Here is a 17,590-nt window from a genome sequence, read left to right as displayed (position 1 = left end):
ATTCCAGCTCTTCCATCTGATTGAATAACCTGAAAGCCGGGGTAGTTTCTGGCGTAACAGTTCAGCGCAAAACGAATGGCACCCTGCTTATCAAGGGACATGAAGGTGAGCAGACACCCGCGTTGTTGCAACATGCCCGGCAAAATCTGGCAGGTTTCTTCCGCCAGCTTGGCGTGCTGATGATTCCGGGCAGTTTCAAACCGGGCGCACTGGGAAGCTGCATTCACTACGCCGCCACTTTTCCAATGCGCGCCAACCCCTCCGACATGGAAACGGACCCGTTGGGGCAACTGGCCCGCTTGCCGGGGGTGTACATCGTCGATGGGGCATCGTTAAGCACGCTGCCAGAGAAGTCACATACGCTCACCATCATGGCCAATGCAGATCGTATTGCAAAGGCCGAACTAACCCGGAAAAGAAGCACCGGCTAAGCGCGGTGCCTTCGTCGGGAGAAAAACACCCGCGGAAGGAGACCGTCCTGACCGCAAAAGCATTCCTGCGCAAACAATACTAGTGGGAAGCACCTGCTGTAGCAGGTGCTCCGCACGTGGTCAGTTAGCCAATGCTGCGCTTTCCCGCAAGGGTCTGGTCAGGCGTGCTTTCAACAGCCGTTTGCCCCAGTTCATAGCGGGCTTTTCAACGCAATGCCATGAAAAAATGGCAAAACTGACCGCGACAACAAGCGCGAGCGCCGCACTGACCAATGTCGGTGCATCGGGCCAGATAGAAACAATGATCTGCTGGGAAGGCCAACCATACAAATAAACGCCAAAAGAATAATCACCTGGCAATCCTATTTTTCTGGCCACTTTGGTCGTACCGAACCAGGTCGCCACCGCAATGGCAAAAGCAAACAGCAACCACAGCAGCAAGCCCGTATGCCAGCCCAGGTACAAAAACAGACCGCTCATGATCACCGCAGCCCCGAGTGAATGAATTTCAGCCCGGTGTATGTAAACCAGCGCCCCCATTGTGAAAATCAGGGAGAACGTCGGGAACGCGTTGGCTCCGTAGGTATCCGGGTTAGATCCCAGCAGGGGTAATACGTCATGGGTGGCCATACCCAGGATAATCCCGAGCAAACAGATACATGTTCCAGCCAGCGGCGATTTGCGAAACCCGATCAGACCAACCAATGCCCAGACAAAATAAAGCCGCAATTCCAGCGTAATTGACCACAAAGAACCATTCAGCGCAGGCGTCGGATGATTTTGATATGCACCCGGAATGAAATGTTCATTGGTAAAACAGATCATGTTTTTGATCATGTAATGCCAGGTTTGCGGTTCTACCAGATAATTCATCAAGCTAACGCCCCCAAACAGCGGGACGATCAGCAATACATTGAGCAGAACGCTGACCATTAAGCCCGGGTAAATCCGCAAAACCCGTTTAAGGATAAAGTCCGATATGCTGCTGGATTCAAAATAGCTTTTGGTAACAAAGACGCCGCTAAGAAAAAAGAAGACAGAAACAGCCAGTTCACCCAAATGCGTCACGCCAGTCCAGCGCAAAATCAAATCTGCATTCACCTGTCCCGGGCGCGGGGCAATTGCATAGCTATGGGCGTAAATGACTGCAGATGCAGCCATCAACCGGACCAAGTCGTAATTGTTGCGGTCTCGATCGAGAAAAGAACCTGACATTATTTGCTACCTGCCACTTGCCCAGCCGGCTGTTGCAATGCTGCGGCTGGAACAATCCGAGTCAATTTGTACATGGTGAATGCGGGCGCTCCGTTGCGCTCGTTATACTGAACCAGGCCTTTCAACTGCATACCCGTTCTCGTGGCAAAGTCGGTTGCAACTGCTTGGGTATTGGCCCCTGTCAGCAGCAGCATGAAGTTAACAGGCAGCGGGTCGTCGTTATGGGCGGCGTAGCTGTTTATCTTGCCGATCAATCCCTCAATATCGGGTGCCTGCTGTATCGCGTGCTTGCCCCCGTTGCTGGTGGCAAAGCCCATCCAGTAACCCCATTGCGGGAACAAATACATAGTATCTGGCGGCACAGCCGCAGCATCGTAAGCCAGTTTGTTGATCGCGTCGGAGTAATAACCCTGCCCGCCCGTGGTCTCAAGTAAGCGAAAAATCCCGGTATCGCGAAAGCCATGCACGGCAATCAGCCCGATAAAACACACCGAGACCAGCGCGGCCCAGGCTTTCCGCCAGCCGTTGCGCAAAATGAGCCGTCCCACTGCTGCCGCGCCCAGCCCAAGGCCGGCATAAGTCACAAACAACAGCATTACGTAGTGCTGATTGTTCAGTGGCATGCCCACATATGTGCCAAACAACAGGTGCATGACCAGTACGCCCAGCAACAACAGCCCGGCCGTCCGGGCTACATCAGACCGTAGCGGCAGCTTGTCTTGCCCCTGGCGTCCTGCCAGCACGCAGGACAACACCAAACCGGCGACACCGGCAATGACGATGGCGGTGCCATACAGCGCCACTGGTGCGCTCAGGCCTCTTCCGTAGAACAAGGTTTCTACGTTAGCCCCCCCCGTCACGCCCAGAATCTGGCGCAGGGCATAAAGAAACTTTTCCTTCATGGCTGTGGACTGACCATTCATCACGCCATAGGTCGACTGCAAGGAATGCAAGTTATCGATATAGCCGGAGAGACGCAGGCGCAACAGCATGGAAAAATGCGCATACAAATAGGGGCCCCAGCCGATCACAAACCCCTTGGCGAACAACGGGATAAACTGCTGACGGCGTTCTGGCTCACGGCTTTGCAGAACGACGGAGACCAGGAATATTGCAAAGCCATAAATGGCATAAATGAAGTAACCCCAAGCACTCAATCCCAGAAGCACCGCCGCCAGGAAAAGGGAGCGCCGCCATGCTTGCTCCTGATAGTTTTGCGTGGTGAGGTTGCGGGCCAGCAAGCCCAAGCCAGCAATAAAACCGAGCAGAGGGAAAAGCTGCAAATAATATTGCGTGCGCCAGGCAAACAAGAATGAGGGCTCTACCGCAAGGGCAACCGACGTCAGAAACGCGAAAAGCAAATTACCCGTCATGTTCTTCATAAAGAAGAACATCAGGATGATGACGACAGCACCATACAGTTGATGTAATAGAAAAACCTTGGCTGCACTGTAGCCAAAAACGCCCCAGAACAAGGCACCGGCGTATGCAGACGGATTACCGCCGTACAGCGACGTCAACAACGGAAACCGGTAGCCTTTCGACAGCAAGTTATCCGGGTAAGCCCACAGCGGAATCATGCCCCGAGGGTGGGTCATGGTCACCGCCATATAGTCCGGATTCACACCATCCATATACGTGCCAGGAACATGCAAATACAGGCAAGCGGCAACCAGATAGATCGCCAGCAGTAGCAACAATACCAGCAAGGTTTTACGGTTGGCCTGCCAGGCAATGAAACGAGCAACCATCAGCTATTAGCCTTGATAAAGGTTTCTACATCTGCCGGCGTACCCAATGGCACGACATCCTGCAATTGCAATGAATGGATATACACGGGATGGCCATGGCGGATCAGTGCGTTGTACATGGGCGCAATATAGCGCTCACCCTTGGCCACACTGCTCGCTTCAGCAAAGAAGTCGTGGTAGGTGTCCCGGAACAAATTAAACGATGAGAACCAGTACAGCCCGACCGTTGCATGGGGGGAAATGCGTTCTTTTTCGGCGAGACGTACCACACGCCCCTGGTCGTCCAGTTCAGCGAAGCTCCAGGCACTCCCTTCACCAGGGAAACAGGGCAGCCAGCCATCACCGTGAACAGCCTCTGCCGGAAGCGCGTCCGGGTTGACGTAGGTGTCGATGTTGTAGATCAGCATGGGCGCGTCCGGGTCGCTGATTTTCGTACCGGCCAGCAAGGCGCTGGTGGCCTGGCCGTCCGTGGGCTGGTCAAGCTCAATGATCGAAAAACGCTGTATCCCAAGCGCCTGACATTCTTTCTCGATAAACCCGGCAGCGTCATCCGCCGCGCGCACGACGAAGATGAAGGGCGCCCCCAACCGCGTGAAATGGGCGAGACTTTCCATGGACCAGGCAAACAACGTTTTGCCCTTGACCACAATCTCGTATTTCGGCAAATCGTACCCCGCATTGCGGAACCGACTACCGAATCCAGCCATGGTGATCACAACTTCAGGGGTTCTCATGCGCCACTTTCCTCTGCACAAACCAGTTCCATGATTTCGTCGTAGGTCAGCGACAGAAATTCGTTGGGACGGATCGCCTTGTCATCAACATAAAAGCCACCCTCTCCCGGCCATGGTTTGCCAAGATGAATCTCATCGTAGGGAATCTGGTGCTTATCCAGCCACTGCATCAGCGTCTTGGCTGTATTGGCATTAATCAAGCCAACATTGCCATCATAGGTCCGCATGTTCCGGGCCGAGTACAGGATGATATAAAAGCCTGCTTCGCGATACTCGCGAACTTTCTCGATCATGTCCGGGAACGGCACAAGATCAGCATAGGATTCGCCACTTTTTTTAGACGGGACCAGGGTGCCATCCACATCCAGCACAAGATTTCGCTTTTGATTAATCATGATGGCCTCACAGAGCTTCTATTTCGTTCAAAATCATGTCCGCATTAATCAAAAGCCCAAGCACTTTCTTGGGGATATCAATATGCAGCGGCAGCATACTGATAAATAAAGACGCTTCGCATATGCGGACCAGCAGCGGATCAAATCCGTGATCACGCAGTTTGCGCTCGAATATCTTGCGGGCCCATTTGCGATCGCCTTCATCGGTCTGCAGCTCCATCTTCAGATCCGCATCGAGTTGAATATCAAATCGGCCGCTGTTGATGAAGTCATACCCACCCAGGATGGAATGAGAGAGTTTGGCAACATCGTAGTAAGGGTCAAAATACATCTCGTCCGGCGTGGACGCGCCCCGGGGATCGATAAAGCGCAGTATCTGGGTCGCTTTGCTGTACAGCATGTTCGAGAAACACAAGTCCCCATGCCCGATTGCCAGGTAGTTTGCCGGGAACTTTGCACGGTGCTTCTGATAAATACGTTGGTAGCGTTTGACTACGGCCCCCAGATCACCAACGGCCCTGTTCACAAAAGGCAGGAGATCCGCGTACTCCGGCAGGGCCTCCAGTTGCTCTATACGTGCGGACAATTTGTCTGCATAAAGACGGTCCATTTCTGCCAGAGCAGCATCGCGGGCGACCGGTTTTCTCGGACGGATATTGATATAGTGGAAAAGCCGGTCCAGCAGTCGTTCAAATTCCGCCTCGGAAAATGCGCCGTGCACCCACTGGATGGCCATATCCGGCAGGAAAAACCGCTCCATGCGATAGCTGGCACTATCCGCGCTTTCCTGAAAATCAAACGGCTGAACAAAGAATGTCTGTACTTCAGCCGGCAGCCAACTGTAGAAATCGTATTCCCGCTTGAGCTTCTTTTTGTCGGTCGAGCGCTTCACAATCGTGAAGTTCTGGTTCTCAATGGCATTGAAGTGGCGAACGTCAAAATTGCTGGTCAGAAAGACCAGGAAACTGGCTTGGTCACGTAAATCGACAAGGTTCAGCTCATTTTTCAGCTCCGGAATTTCGCCTTGCCAGTTGCGGGCAAACTCCGCTGGTGTTCCCGTGGCGGACAGGGTCGCAAGATACTCAGAGACAATTCGAGCATCGCCAAGCACAAGGCCGGACCACTCCGCCCCCGAGGTCACTGAAATCAGTAAGTTTGACGGTAAATAGCGCAGCTGCCTGAGAAAGATGGCAAACGCACTTTTGCTGGTCTGCGCGACGATATTGGTCGGAATAATCAGATAGCGACCAGCCGGAACCGGATGCGACAGCTTTTGTTGCAGGTCCAACATGGACTGGACGCCCGAAAGCAACTGCGGCTCAGGCAGGTCGGCCGCTGCCGCAGCGTCTTTCAGATGCTGTGCAAGCGAACGGCGACGGTACAGGATATCGCCAAAGCGACTTACACCTGTAAGCGCAAATACGTCATCTGGTACCCGTACGGTATCGTCAATCAAGATTTGCAAAGTCATCGGTTCGGCTTGCCACTCAAAGCGGTTTTTGGACCATTCAACGTCGAATGAATCCTGGGGGGAATATATTTTGCACCGGCAATGACCGCTGCCAATAACAAACTACTGAGAAGAACAAGAAAATATTCGCGTTCCAGCGTAGAAAGCGCGGTCAGGGTCTGGGTCACGTGCAGCATATTAATGCTGGATGCGGCATCAGAAATGCTCCCCAGCATCTGGGCAACTGCCGCAGCAACATTCCAGTCCGCGTGATGGAACACGATCACGATTGCAAACGTTTCACAAGCCCAGATCAGCGCTGTAATCAATAACAGAATCGTTTTCTTGCGACTCAACATTCTGGATGCAGCATCTGTAAATTCCTTGAACAAACTGATGCCTTGCAGAACGCGCACACTGCCCGGGGAGCGGTAACGTCTCACCATATAAAGTGCAAGTTCGTTCACGTTGTACGGCAAAATGCCAAAAACAACGACCGTTCCAACGACAAAAATAGTCGAAATGACCAGCAGCAGTCCCAAGCTGTTGCTCCAGGGGCCGCCGCCAAATGCAACTACACCCAACAGTACGCACAGGATGGCAATGTCGTACGCCCGCTCTATCCAGACGCCAAGAACTGCTTTTTGCATGTCATTCAAAAGATTGCTGAGTTCCGCGACCCTGTAAATCTCGCCCAGCTTGAATGGGAGCAATACGCTGACCCCGGCGGTAAAGAAATGCACCAGCGCAATTTTCTTGATGCCAACCCGATAGTCCCCGATCAGCAACATCAGCCGGGCAGCCCGGAATCCGTGGCCAATCAGGTAGAGGCCCCCCGCTGCGAGCAAACTGGATACGCCAGCCCCCAGGTCGCCTTGTCCCCGCCAGAGAAAACCGAGCCTAACCAGCAAGGAGATGGCCAATATCCAGAAAGCCAGGGCACAGCCATCAAGAACCCGCCGTGCCTTGTATCCAGATCCAGACATATCCATTTTTGCCCCGGATCGCGACAGTTCATTCCAGGCCATTATCTGGTCTGTCCTGCCGGCTGTTGATACACGACGGTTGAAGGATATTGGCGATCAGGCTTACCACTATGATCAGTACCCAGAAAATGTTGGCGCTGGACCATGAACTGCAGGACCAGACCCAGCGTACGGCGCGCCTGTTTAAACAATTTGACGTTGGAAACCTGATCATCCTCACGCCAGGAGATCGGGAAGAAACGCAGTTTCCAGCCCGCAGCCAGCGTGTTCAAAATCATGTAGTAGTTAAAGGTCAGATCATTTGCGTTGCGCAGATAATCAACCTTGGTCAGGGATTTGACGCGATACAGATTCAGCCCTGAACCCAGGTCGTACAACTTTTGTCCGCCAGCGACAGAAAACAGGGTATTGAATACGTAGTTGCCGAATGTACGAAACAGCGAGTAGTTCTGGAGTCTCGCACCTTTCATGAAACGCGCTCCCAAGAGGCAATCTGCGTCGCTGTTTCTGAATGGCTCAAAAAAGGGCAACAGATCTGCAATGGCGCCTTGGTCATCCCCGTGCAACACAATGACGTTGTCAAAGCCATGCTCAATGGCATAGTTGAACGCGACTTTGTGCGAGCCACCCAGACCATAGTTACCGTCATTGACCATCACTTTCGCGGGAACGTCCGGGAAGCGACCCAACGCCGCTTTGGCAGCGGCCACCCCCCCATCCGGACTGCGGTTATCCACCACAATCATTTCAGAGATAAAGCCCGGCGGAACGTCTGCAAGCTGTTCAATGACGCGCGGAATTTGACGCTCGCAGTTATACATCGGAACAAACAGCAAATTGCGCACGCTGCTGCCCGTTTTCTGTTCGAGGCTGGATTGGCCCATATTGATTCCGTGACTGTGCTTAGTACCAGCGTGCCCGGCCGGTTAGCAGGTAAGAGGTAAAGACAAAATTGCTGTAGCAGGTAAAGGGTACGACTGCGATTTTGGCGACCAAGGGCGTGGTGTGCCAAGACACCAGCAGGTCGACAACAATCGATGCCAGTGGCACCGCCATGGCCTGATAAATCAGGTAAACCACAAATTTGTTAGCCACACCCTTGGTCTGGCTAGTGCTGAAAATGCGGCGTACCGACGTGAAATAGACAAAGGTCACGGCCAGGCTGGCAGAGATCAGATTGGCGAATCCGGGTCTCAGCGAAAGGTGTACAAGTAAACTGAACACACCAAAATCGATAAGCCAGCCGATGCCGGAGGTGAGTCCAAACATGATCAAATGCATACGATGTACGTTCAGGGATGACGTGAAAAGTGTAAAGAAACGCGCCGGTTTGATCCGGCGCGTCATTAAACCCTGCATGATACCCGAAACAATCAGTGACTTTATGCCAGCTTTACCTTACGCGGCCCGCCGCAGCCGTCAACCTTGAGCCCATGTGTGCAAAGCGGTGAGCCCAGTCATGCTCATGCCGGAACTGCTCAATCGCAGCCTCGTCCAGCACGCTTGCCAGGGATTGGGTCAGCAAGGCAGGCCAGTCGGCATCTTCACTCATGGTCAGCGCCTCACCATGCTGCAAGCGTGCCGACATGGTGCCAAAGTCAGTGGACCATACCGGCACCCCCATCGCGCGCATTTCATAGAACTTGATGGGATCAACGGAATGGGTCAGCTGGTTCCGGCGAAAGGGAATGATCCCCACGTGAAACTGCCTGATGTGGCCAATGGCCTCATCCACATTACATTCGCCCAGCATTTCGATATTGGCTGGCAAGGGATAGGGTAGATGCCCAAAAACCGGACCAATCAGCCTGATAGTAGTCTCTGGCAAAGCCTTGGCCATGGCGATCACCAGTTCCCAGTCAAACCAGGAAGCAATACTGCCCACAAAACCGATGACCGGGCGGCCATCCCCCGCCCTGAGCGGGGCGGGCAAGCGCCTCATGTCATAACCATTGGGAACCAGTTCGATATCTTGCCTTCCCACCATTGAGCGGTACTTGTCCAGCAAGCCGGGAGCCGAACACCAGATATGCTGCACTTCATGCGCTACCGCCGCCTCGACATGACGCATTGAGCGCCGGGAGAGGCCGCGATAAAACGCAGAGAAGTCGTCCATCACGTCCAGAAACGTGGTGGTCGCGGCGGGCGCGGCCCGCAATGCGGTGAGTGCAAGGCGACTGGGCCGCCCTACGCCAATGACGGTGTGACGATCCAGTTCGCCAGTCAACCGCTTGAGAAAAGCCCGCCAGAGCAAACGATTGGTCTGGTTCATGAGTGGCAGCGGTTCTACAGGGAGCGCGCGTGGGCGCAATACTTGCACCCCCGCGAGGGCCAAACCACCGCCCTTCTTGCCGGTACGTGCCTTCAAATCTGAAAGTACGGGCAAACGGGTCGGATACGGGTTGACCCAAGTGACCTGATCAAACCCGTTTTCCAGCAGATAGCGCACCATGTAATGCGGCCGTTGCCAGTAACTGTCAAACGGCACGGGCGCAAAATAAATCAGCTTCACAGGTTAGCTCAATGTGGCACGCAGAATCTGGACGATGCGTTCACTGGCCTTGCCATCGCCATAGGGAGAAACACCTTTGGCCATGGCGGCATATTCTTGCTTGTCATCAAGCAAACGCTGGGCCGTGGTAATGATGTGGTCATAGTTGGTGCCAACCAGACGCACTACCCCTTCCTGCACAGCTTCTGGCCGTTCTGTTTCGTGGCGCAGGACAAGCACCGGTTTGCCCAGGGCCGGCGCTTCTTCCTGCACGCCACCGGAATCACTGAGGATGAAATAAGCTTGTTTCATCGCGGCAACAAACGGCAGGTAGTCCAGCGGATCACAGAGTTTGATGCGGTCATGGCCACCGAGCATACGATGAGCGGTATCACGAACATTGGGATTGGGGTGAACCGGATACAGCAACTCCACATCGGGATTGCGGTCCACAAGATCACGCACTGCCCGGCAAACCTCTTCAAATGGCGCACCAAAGTTTTCGCGACGATGCGAGGTCATCAGAATCAGTCGACGGCCAGCGGCCGGGGTATATGGCGAAGGACCACAACGGTCGACCACGTCCAGCAGGGCGTCAATCACCGTATTGCCGGTCATGTGTATAGCCTCTGCCGCAAAGGACTCACGCAACAAATTGGCCCGCGAACCCTCTGTCGGAGCAAAGTGCCAGCGCGCCAGATTACCTGCCACGACGCGATTCATTTCTTCCGGAAACGGGTTGGACATGTCCCCGGTGCGCAAGCCGGCTTCGATATGCCCAAAGGGAATCCTGCGATAAAAGCAGGCCATCGCGACGGCCATCACTGTCGTGGTATCGCCTTGGGCAAGCACTGCCGCCGGAGTCTCTGCAGCCAAGACTTGATCCAGTTCCAGCAATAATCTGGCCGTCAACTCCGGCAAAGTCTGGTTGGGACGCATGATATTAAGGTCAATATCGGGTGTGATATCAAAAACGTCCAGCACCTGATCGAGCATCTGCCGATGTTGTGCGGTCGCCAGCACACGGCAATCAACCCATTCCTGTTGTTTGAGCAAGTTAATCACCGGCGCCATCTTGATGGCCTCGGGGCGAGTCCCCACTACGCAAAGGATTTTTTGCTTCATTTTTATTTATTTCCAGTTTCTGGTTATCTCAGGATCGCGCGCGACCGGAATCAGCGATAGCAGTGAGGAGACCATTTACCCCACTTCGCTTCATAGATTTTTCTGTTCTTATCCATCAATGCCTGGCGCTTTTCCTGAGCCATTTTATTGAATGAAGCGGAAAGATTATGGTGAACAAATACGTCCTCTGCGCATACGCAACGCAAGCCGAGTTGCTGAACGCGGCGGCAGTAATCATCGTCTTCAAAGAAACCGATGCCAAAGGCCTCGTCCAGCCCGCCGATCTGCTCGTATACCCTTCTGGGCAAGACCACGCAGAAGAAGGCAAGGGTATAGATATCAAACAACTCGCCCATATGGTGAACGGTATATTGGGCCGCTGCTGCAGGCATTTCTTCCAGGGAAGGGTAGCTCACCGGAATACGGGCCTCGTTCCCGATGTTATTGGTCACCGGGCCGATCAAGCCCACGCTCTTATCTGTGCGCAAATGACGGATAAAACCGGTTGCCCACCCTGGGGTGACCACGGTGTCATTATTCAGGATAACCAGATACTCACCCGTCGCCATAGCCAGGCCCTGGTTATTGGCAGCGGAGAATCCTCGGTTATCCTCATTGAGCTGCAATTTGACAAAGCTGCGCGTGCTGGCGTAGTCGCCCAGCCACTGCGGGCTGCCGTCAGCAGAGGCATTGTCAATAATAATGAGTTCCAGCTCGACGCCGGTTGTGTACTTCTCAACACTCGCCAGGCATTTCTGGGTCAGGTCCAGATTGTTATATGTAACGACGATCACCGACATGCGCGGCTTTGTGCTTGCCAGCAGTGCGGCCTGAAATTCATGCGCGCGATGAACCCAGGTCTGACGGGAAGCAAACTCGATTCTGCGCTGTACCAACGCCGCATCGTTTTCGGCCAGCGCTTTACCGCAGGCTTCAATAAAAGCGCCATGTCCGGTCGCGGTGTAAACCATGTCGCCAAATTGCTTCATTTCCGGCAGGTCCACTGACACAACCGGCTTACCCGGGCAGAGATATTCGTAAACCTTGACCGGATTAGTGGCCAGGGTCAGATCGATCACCCGGAAAGGCAGCAGGCAAACATCAATTCCGTATAAATAGTGCGGCAAGTCGCCATAGCGGACCTCCCCGGTGAATGTCACGTTAGGAAGATCGCGCAGCGCTGCGGCTGCCCCGGTCGTGTCGCCCCCGATCAGCAAGACACTATGCTGCGGATAGGCATTGGCAACCGCCCTGACCAGATCCAGGTCAAACCATTCCGCAATCGCCCCATAGTATCCGATGACCTTGCGACCGGCAGGGTCAAGCCAGCGCGTTGCAGGCGGGGTGTTGAAATGCTCGAACTCACAAGCGTTGCGCACGATATGCACGTTGGCATTGCGCGGCTTCACCACGTCATACAGCCAGTCGGACGTGACGACCACCAGGTCTGCCAGATCCATCAACTGGTGCTCAGCGCGGATCATCTCATCGGCCGTGGTGCCAAATCCTTCATGATGGTCCATGCAGTCATACACCACCTGGTTATCCGGCAGCGCAAACGCGGTCGATGACCAATACGGATGCTGAACCACCGAGATGGTGGAATTGAGATTAAGCCAGCGCTTGAGTATGGCTGTCGAAGCCCGCAACTGAGCCGCTGCGGCCTGCCCGGGCAATGCGCCATAAATGGGAGCCCCGCCAGCCACATTCAGGCGCAACTGGAAAACAACGCCCTCTTCACCTTCGATGCGTTCAACCGCGAAGCCCGGAGCAGGTGTATCGATCAGTTCGGAGCTGATATAGAACACCCGATGCCCGGCGCGGGCAAAACCACGGGCCAGTTGTTGCGGACGTTGAATGCGGAAATGCCAGTCAATTACCCCCCAGACAATCACATCCGGCTGCGTAGGTGCGGGCAAAACAGGCAAATTGGCCGGCAGGCGCGTTTGATCAACACCAATCATCCCTGTCGGCAACGGCGCTGCGGCCGATTTGGCCACCCAGGACTTGACCCGGCGCACAAAAGGTAGCTTTACCAGTTGTTGCCGGGTGTTGGGAGGCAAGACCGCATAAGTCTGGCGGACAAGACTGGCCATCCCGTCACGCGAGGCACTACGCGCAATCACCCGCAGGGGGCGGGTAATGCGCCAGGACGTGGAGAGCAGAAATTGTTGTTCGCGGTCTCGATACTGCTCACGCAGTTGTTCGATAACCTTGTTCAATTGTGCCACTTCGGCCGTTTTATCTGACAACTTCCCGCCGACCTGGCGCACCTCCTCAGTCAGGCGGGCTCTTTCATTCTGGTGAACTCCTTCAGCCTGGCGGGCAGCTTCGATCAGATTATATTTTTCAATCTGGTGTGCTTCTTCAGCGAGTCGGGCTTTTTCGGTCAGCCGTTTCTTTTCTGCCTGGTAGGCTTTTTCTACCATCCGGGCTTCCAGCAACTGCCGGGCATCTTCTATCAGCTTTGCTTCGTCGGCCAGGCGAGCCTCGAGTTCCTGGCGCGCTTCTTCAAGCAGATGGGACTCCGCAGTCACACGAGTTTGTAGCACTTGCAGCGCTTCTTCCGCCCGGCGTATTTCCAATTCGTTACAGGCAGACTCTACGGCATCCCACTCAGCAACATGGTGCTCAAGCTGAGCTTGAAGGATATCAACGCGCCGGTTCAGCTCACCTCGAGCCAGATCCATTTCAACATCCGCATCGATTCGCAGATCCCCCATCGTCAACTTTGCCTGCAGCACCCACTCTTGACGACCATAGATCAGGAATACCTGCTCCCCGGGCCAATAGCAGGGCGAGTTATGCTTGCAATCGATGACCTTGCAGAACAACGGCACCCAATTGCCAGTCAGGGTGGCGGGGAGATTATCGGGAGCAAACGTAAAGTAATGCTCGTCAATCCGATTGAGTTCGCGGTACGGCAGAATCAGCACCAGCAGTTTCCTGGCGTGCTGCGCCACGACATCGAGCGTTTCGAACGGATGATGAAAATGCTCAAGCGTATTGGAGGAAAAAACAATGTCGTACTCTGGCTCAGTTGCGCCGGATACCGTCCAGTCTTCAGTCTTGAAGCCAACTTGCGGGTAACGCGCTTTTGCCTGAGCGATTGCCGTTTCGGAGAAATCGACACCGACCAGACGCTCTGGATCAAACACACGAGCGAGGACATCGGTGCCGTCGCCCTGAGCGCAGCCCCAATCGCAGACAGACATATTTTCAAGGCGCTGGGCTACCTTCAGCCATGGCGGTAGCTGCTTGACGGCCAGATCAGCGAAATAGCGAGACTGCTCTGTGCCCCCATGCGCATCCCAATCCTCAGCGAAACGGGTGTCCCAGTAATCTGCACTATTGATAACCGAATTATTCATCAGCCTGAAGCTCTACGTTAACTTGGGGGTGGAACACGCCAAACAGGCGCCGCTGGCTCAGCACACTGAAATAATGAGCGCCTTCCACATATTCGTAATAATGAATGTCACGCTGCTCGCGGTCTTCGACCGCAGCAACCAGAAGATACTTGCCTTCCACCAGCAGGTTCGGGCAACTAAAGCGCAGTGTAAAGCCCCCGCCATGCGGCAGAGTCACCCCTGCGTCGTGGGTTGTGGCAACAAACAGGTCCGTCCCGCGCAAATCCTTGATGGAAATCGCCACGCTGAGCGTGTGGGGGTGAAAGTTTGCGGGCAAGTTGACGGACACCATGACCTCAATGGCCTCGCCCCACCCCAGCACATCTTTTTTTTCACCGTGGCGATCCTGCACACAGGCGGCGCGGATGATACCTTGATGCGACCCCCAATGGGTAACCGGCCGGCGGTCAAGGTCCTGAGCACCGGCTGCGGCAGCGCTATGTGCGCCAACTGCAGTGCCATCATCCGCTTCAGAGGGTGGAATGGGCTGCGCCATCGTTGCCTGCGATTTCGTCTGCTCTTCCTCATCCTTGAAGAGAAACTCCATGAATCGCCCAGTCACCGGAAACACGTCACCATCCATGGCTACCTGGCCCCGATCCAGCCAGATAGCCCGGTCACACAAGGTGCGCACTGAACTGACATCGTGGCTAACAAACAGGATGGTTGCGCCGCGCTCCTGGATTTCCTTGATCTTGCGCATGCATTTCGCCTGGAAGCGGCTATCGCCGACAGCCAGCGCTTCATCCACAATCAGGATATCCGGCTCAACATGAATGGCAATGGAAAAACCAAGCCGGACATACATGCCACTGGAATAGGTTTTCACCGGCTGGTCTATAAACTCACCCAGTTCAGAGAATGCAATGATGCTATCGAGTCGGGATTCAATCTCTTTGCGGCTCAGACCAAGGATGGCCGCATTCAGCGCAATGTTTTCGCGCCCGGAAAAATCTGGGTTGAACCCCGCGCCCAACTCGAGCAAGGCGGCAATTCGACCATGCACCGAGATTTGGCCAATGGTGGGCGCGACCGTCCCGCAGATCATTTGCAACAATGTGGACTTGCCAGAGCCATTGCGGCCAACCAGCGCGACCGTCTCTCCCTTCTCAATACAGAACGACACATCGCGTACGGCCCAGAACTCGCGAAAGTATTTACTCGCAGCGCGTCCGGTCAGCCGCCGGAGACGGGGCAACAGAAACTGTTTGAGTCGATCATGGGGAGCAGCATAAATTTCGTAGCACTTGCCAACACGATCAAGCGCAATGACCACATTCTCAGAGGACATCGGCAAAGCCTACCTTCGTGCGTTGAAACCAGAACAGCCCTGCAAGCGCCACCATCAAAGAACCCAACAGATAAACGAGCCAACTACCCCAAGCCAGACGATCACCCCACATTAGCACCGCACGCGCTTGCTCCACCGCAAATGCCAAAGGATTGATCTCCGCCAGTTGCCTATAGCGTTCGGGCAACGCCGCAAGTGGGTAAAAAATCGGGGAAAGGAACATCAGCACCGTTGTCAGCACCCCAACCAGTTGGGCAATATCGCGCAAATACACCGCAAGTGCAGCCAGAAACCAGCTCACACCAGCAACAATCAGCAAGACCGGGAGAATAACCAGCGGCAACAAAATGACGGTCAGATGCGGTACACCAAAAAAGAGGCAGTAAAAACCCAACCAGACCAGCAACCCGATCACCAGGTGAAAAAGCGCTGAACCAATGGAGACCAACGGTAGTAACTCCAGCGGAAAAACAATTTTCTTGACGAAGTTGACGTTGGCAAGCACAAGCCCTGGTGCTCTGTTCACGCACTCGGCATACAAATTGAAGATCAGCAAGCCTGCAAACAACACCAGGGCAAACTCCACTTTGCTGCCCCCGCCACCTTGCCAGCGCGCCTTGAATACCACGCTAAATACAAAGGTATACACCGCCAGCATCAACAATGGATTGAGCAAAGACCAAAGAACCCCAGCCCAAGCCCCACGGTAGCGACTGGCAATATCGCGGCGAACCAGGTCCATCAGCAAGCTGCGATGCAACCAGATACTACGCAGGCCACTCAAAAGGGTGGCCGGTTTTCGCGTTACAACAAGACGACCCATTATGGTTATTGTTCCAGAATTGCTTGACTACGAGTCATACTGACAAATCACTCATAAACCTGGGCGCGAGACAGCAACGGGGCATCCTGGTCTTTAGGGGACAATTGCGGTGCGCCATCCAGCGGCCAGGCAATCGCCAACTCAGGATCACTCCAGAGGATGCTGCGCTCATGCTCCTTGAACCAGTAATCCGTCGTCTTGTACAGGAACTCAGCGGACTCTGAAGTCACGATAAAACCATGAGCAAAGCCTTCCGGCACCCATAACAGACGCTTGTTTTCACTGCTAAGAGTCACACCGACCCACTTGCCAAAGGTCGGCGATGATTTGCGCATATCCACAGCGACGTCAAATACCTCGCCGCCAATCACGCGAACGAGCTTGCCCTGGGCATGTTCGATCTGATAGTGCAGACCGCGCAGAACGCCTTTCACCGAACGAGAATGGTTGTCTTGGACAAACTCAACCGACCGGCCCACCGCGGCTTCAAAGCGTTGCTGGTTAAAACTTTCGTAAAAGAAGCCCCGGTCGTCACCAAACACTTGCGGCTCGATAATCTTGACGTCCGGAATCGCGGTATCAATCACTTTCATTAAAAAACCTTCTCTTTGAGCATTCCCAGCAGATACTGGCCATAACCATTCTTTTTTAGGGGTTGGGCCAGACGCTCGATATCTGAGGCACTGACCCAGCCAGAGCGATATGCAATTTCTTCAGGACAACATACCTTCAAACCCTGGCGTGATTCGATGGTTTGAATAAACTGGCTGGCTTCAAGCATCGATTCGTGCGTACCGGTATCAAGCCACGCATAACCGCGTCCCATTGTTTGCACATCCAGCTCACCCCGAGCCAGGTAGGCCGCATTGACATCGGTAATTTCCAACTCGCCCCGAGCGGACGGCTTGATAGAGCGAGCAATCTCGACCACTTTATTGTCATAAAAGTACAAACCCGTGACCGCGTAATTGGACTTGGGTTGAGCAGGCTTTTCTTCCAGACTCAGCGCCCGGCCTTCCGTATCAAATTCAACGACACCATAGCGCTCGGGATCGGTGACACGGTAAGCGAATACTGTAGCACCCTGCGCTTTGGTCGAGGCCCGTTGCAGTAAATCAGCAAAGTCATGGCCGTAGAAAATGTTATCACCCAGCACAAGTGCGCAATCTTCATCACCAATGAACTCCTCACCGATGATAAATGCCTGGGCCAGCCCGTCCGGGCTTTCCTGTACAGCATATTGCAGTTTGACTCCCCACTGACTGCCATCACCCAGCAATTGCTCAAAGCGTGGCGTGTCTTGGGGTGTCGAAATCAGCAAGATCTCACGTATCCCCGCCAGCATCAGTGTGCTAAGGGGGTAATACACCATCGGTTTGTCATAAATGGGCAGCAGTTGCTTGGACACGGCGAGTGTGGCCGGATACAGACGGGTACCTGAGCCTCCAGCCAGAATGATCCCCTTGCGATTCATAATGCGATATTCCT

General features: G+C 54.2%; 16 protein-coding genes. 1 reads left to right on the top strand and 15 read right to left on the bottom strand.

What is annotated here, in order from left to right; all coding sequences use genetic code 11:
- The first annotated feature begins 20 nt into the window (after positions 1–20).
- Complete coding sequence (locus HNQ50_RS15630; RefSeq protein ID WP_184102128.1) at positions 21–431, top strand: GMC oxidoreductase; 411 nt, start codon at positions 21–23, stop codon at positions 429–431.
- A gap of 120 nt (positions 432–551) precedes the next feature.
- Here HNQ50_RS15630 and HNQ50_RS15625 read toward each other — a convergent pair whose 3' ends face one another.
- From HNQ50_RS15625 to rfbA, 15 genes are all read right to left on the bottom strand, one after another.
- Positions 552–1,646: an acyltransferase family protein gene (locus HNQ50_RS15625; protein ID WP_184102127.1), complete on the bottom strand. Its 1,095-nt coding sequence runs from the start codon at positions 1,644–1,646 to the stop codon at positions 552–554.
- Positions 1,646–3,256 (bottom strand): hypothetical protein, encoded by a 1,611-nt coding sequence (locus HNQ50_RS15620; RefSeq protein ID WP_184102126.1) that lies wholly within the window; start codon positions 3,254–3,256, stop codon positions 1,646–1,648. Before HNQ50_RS15620 ends, HNQ50_RS15625 begins: the two co-directional genes overlap by 1 nt.
- A gap of 140 nt (positions 3,257–3,396) precedes the next feature.
- Positions 3,397–4,131: a glycosyltransferase family 2 protein gene (locus tag HNQ50_RS15615; RefSeq protein ID WP_184102125.1), complete on the bottom strand. Its 735-nt coding sequence runs from the start codon at positions 4,129–4,131 to the stop codon at positions 3,397–3,399.
- On the bottom strand, positions 4,128–4,526 hold the full coding sequence (locus tag HNQ50_RS15610) for an HAD family hydrolase (RefSeq protein WP_184102124.1): 399 nt from the start codon (positions 4,524–4,526) through the stop codon (positions 4,128–4,130). Before HNQ50_RS15610 ends, HNQ50_RS15615 begins: the two co-directional genes overlap by 4 nt.
- A 7-nt stretch (positions 4,527–4,533) precedes the next feature.
- The gene (locus tag HNQ50_RS15605; RefSeq protein WP_184102123.1) at positions 4,534–5,997 is read right to left on the bottom strand and encodes a capsular biosynthesis protein; all 1,464 of its coding nucleotides are present in this window, start codon (positions 5,995–5,997) and stop codon (positions 4,534–4,536) included.
- Entirely contained in the window at positions 5,994–7,004 is a 1,011-nt protein-coding gene (locus HNQ50_RS15600) for a lysylphosphatidylglycerol synthase domain-containing protein (protein ID WP_184102122.1), read from the bottom strand. Before HNQ50_RS15600 ends, HNQ50_RS15605 begins: the two co-directional genes overlap by 4 nt.
- The gene (locus HNQ50_RS15595; protein WP_184102121.1) at positions 7,004–7,846 is read right to left on the bottom strand and encodes a glycosyltransferase family 2 protein; all 843 of its coding nucleotides are present in this window, start codon (positions 7,844–7,846) and stop codon (positions 7,004–7,006) included. Before HNQ50_RS15595 ends, HNQ50_RS15600 begins: the two co-directional genes overlap by 1 nt.
- A gap of 19 nt (positions 7,847–7,865) precedes the next feature.
- Positions 7,866–8,309: a GtrA family protein gene (locus HNQ50_RS15590; RefSeq protein ID WP_184102120.1), complete on the bottom strand. Its 444-nt coding sequence runs from the start codon at positions 8,307–8,309 to the stop codon at positions 7,866–7,868.
- A gap of 46 nt (positions 8,310–8,355) precedes the next feature.
- Positions 8,356–9,474: a glycosyltransferase family protein gene (locus HNQ50_RS15585; protein ID WP_184102119.1), complete on the bottom strand. Its 1,119-nt coding sequence runs from the start codon at positions 9,472–9,474 to the stop codon at positions 8,356–8,358.
- A 3-nt stretch (positions 9,475–9,477) separates the two neighbouring features.
- Positions 9,478–10,578, bottom strand: a complete 1,101-nt coding sequence (gene wecB, locus HNQ50_RS15580; RefSeq protein WP_184102118.1) for a non-hydrolyzing UDP-N-acetylglucosamine 2-epimerase — start codon at positions 10,576–10,578, stop codon at positions 9,478–9,480.
- 50 nt (positions 10,579–10,628) lie between these two features.
- The gene (locus HNQ50_RS15575) at positions 10,629–13,949 is read right to left on the bottom strand and encodes a glycosyltransferase (protein WP_184102117.1); all 3,321 of its coding nucleotides are present in this window, start codon (positions 13,947–13,949) and stop codon (positions 10,629–10,631) included.
- Entirely contained in the window at positions 13,942–15,279 is a 1,338-nt protein-coding gene (locus HNQ50_RS15570; RefSeq protein ID WP_184102116.1) for an ABC transporter ATP-binding protein, read from the bottom strand. Before HNQ50_RS15570 ends, HNQ50_RS15575 begins: the two co-directional genes overlap by 8 nt.
- On the bottom strand, positions 15,269–16,021 hold the full coding sequence (locus HNQ50_RS15565; RefSeq protein WP_246428755.1) for an ABC transporter permease: 753 nt from the start codon (positions 16,019–16,021) through the stop codon (positions 15,269–15,271). Before HNQ50_RS15565 ends, HNQ50_RS15570 begins: the two co-directional genes overlap by 11 nt.
- Positions 16,022–16,149: 128 nt before the next feature.
- Positions 16,150–16,695 carry a dTDP-4-dehydrorhamnose 3,5-epimerase gene (gene rfbC / locus HNQ50_RS15560; protein WP_184102114.1) on the bottom strand — a complete coding sequence of 182 codons (546 nt, stop codon included), beginning with the start codon at positions 16,693–16,695 and terminating at the stop codon, positions 16,150–16,152.
- Complete coding sequence (gene rfbA / locus HNQ50_RS15555) at positions 16,695–17,576, bottom strand: glucose-1-phosphate thymidylyltransferase RfbA (protein WP_184102113.1); 882 nt, start codon at positions 17,574–17,576, stop codon at positions 16,695–16,697. The genes rfbC and rfbA overlap by 1 nt, the downstream gene beginning before the upstream one ends.
- Between the last annotated feature and the right edge of the window lie 14 nt (positions 17,577–17,590).

This window comes from Silvimonas terrae (assembly GCF_014202765.1).
GTDB lineage: Bacteria > Pseudomonadota > Gammaproteobacteria > Burkholderiales > Chitinibacteraceae > Silvimonas > Silvimonas terrae.
This window is presented reverse-complemented; position numbering and strand designations above follow the sequence as displayed.

Coding starts and splice junctions, on each gene's coding strand:
- HNQ50_RS15600 (WP_184102122.1), bottom strand. CDS start 7,004: ATGGCCTGGAATGAACTGTCGCGATCCGGGGCAAAAATGGATATGTCT.
- HNQ50_RS15565 (WP_246428755.1), bottom strand. CDS start 16,021: ATGGACCTGGTTCGCCGCGATATTGCCAGTCGCTACCGTGGGGCTTGG.
- HNQ50_RS15595 (WP_184102121.1), bottom strand. CDS start 7,846: ATGGGCCAATCCAGCCTCGAACAGAAAACGGGCAGCAGCGTGCGCAAT.
- HNQ50_RS15590 (WP_184102120.1), bottom strand. CDS start 8,309: ATGACGCGCCGGATCAAACCGGCGCGTTTCTTTACACTTTTCACGTCA.
- HNQ50_RS15605 (WP_184102123.1), bottom strand. CDS start 5,997: ATGACTTTGCAAATCTTGATTGACGATACCGTACGGGTACCAGATGAC.
- wecB (WP_184102118.1), bottom strand. CDS start 10,578: ATGAAGCAAAAAATCCTTTGCGTAGTGGGGACTCGCCCCGAGGCCATC.
- HNQ50_RS15620 (WP_184102126.1), bottom strand. CDS start 3,256: ATGGCGGTGACCATGACCCACCCTCGGGGCATGATTCCGCTGTGGGCT.
- rfbC (WP_184102114.1), bottom strand. CDS start 16,695: ATGAAAGTGATTGATACCGCGATTCCGGACGTCAAGATTATCGAGCCG.
- HNQ50_RS15625 (WP_184102127.1), bottom strand. CDS start 1,646: ATGTCAGGTTCTTTTCTCGATCGAGACCGCAACAATTACGACTTGGTC.
- rfbA (WP_184102113.1), bottom strand. CDS start 17,576: ATGAATCGCAAGGGGATCATTCTGGCTGGAGGCTCAGGTACCCGTCTG.
- HNQ50_RS15575 (WP_184102117.1), bottom strand. CDS start 13,949: ATGAATAATTCGGTTATCAATAGTGCAGATTACTGGGACACCCGTTTC.
- HNQ50_RS15615 (WP_184102125.1), bottom strand. CDS start 4,131: ATGAGAACCCCTGAAGTTGTGATCACCATGGCTGGATTCGGTAGTCGG.
- HNQ50_RS15610 (WP_184102124.1), bottom strand. CDS start 4,526: ATGATTAATCAAAAGCGAAATCTTGTGCTGGATGTGGATGGCACCCTG.
- HNQ50_RS15570 (WP_184102116.1), bottom strand. CDS start 15,279: ATGTCCTCTGAGAATGTGGTCATTGCGCTTGATCGTGTTGGCAAGTGC.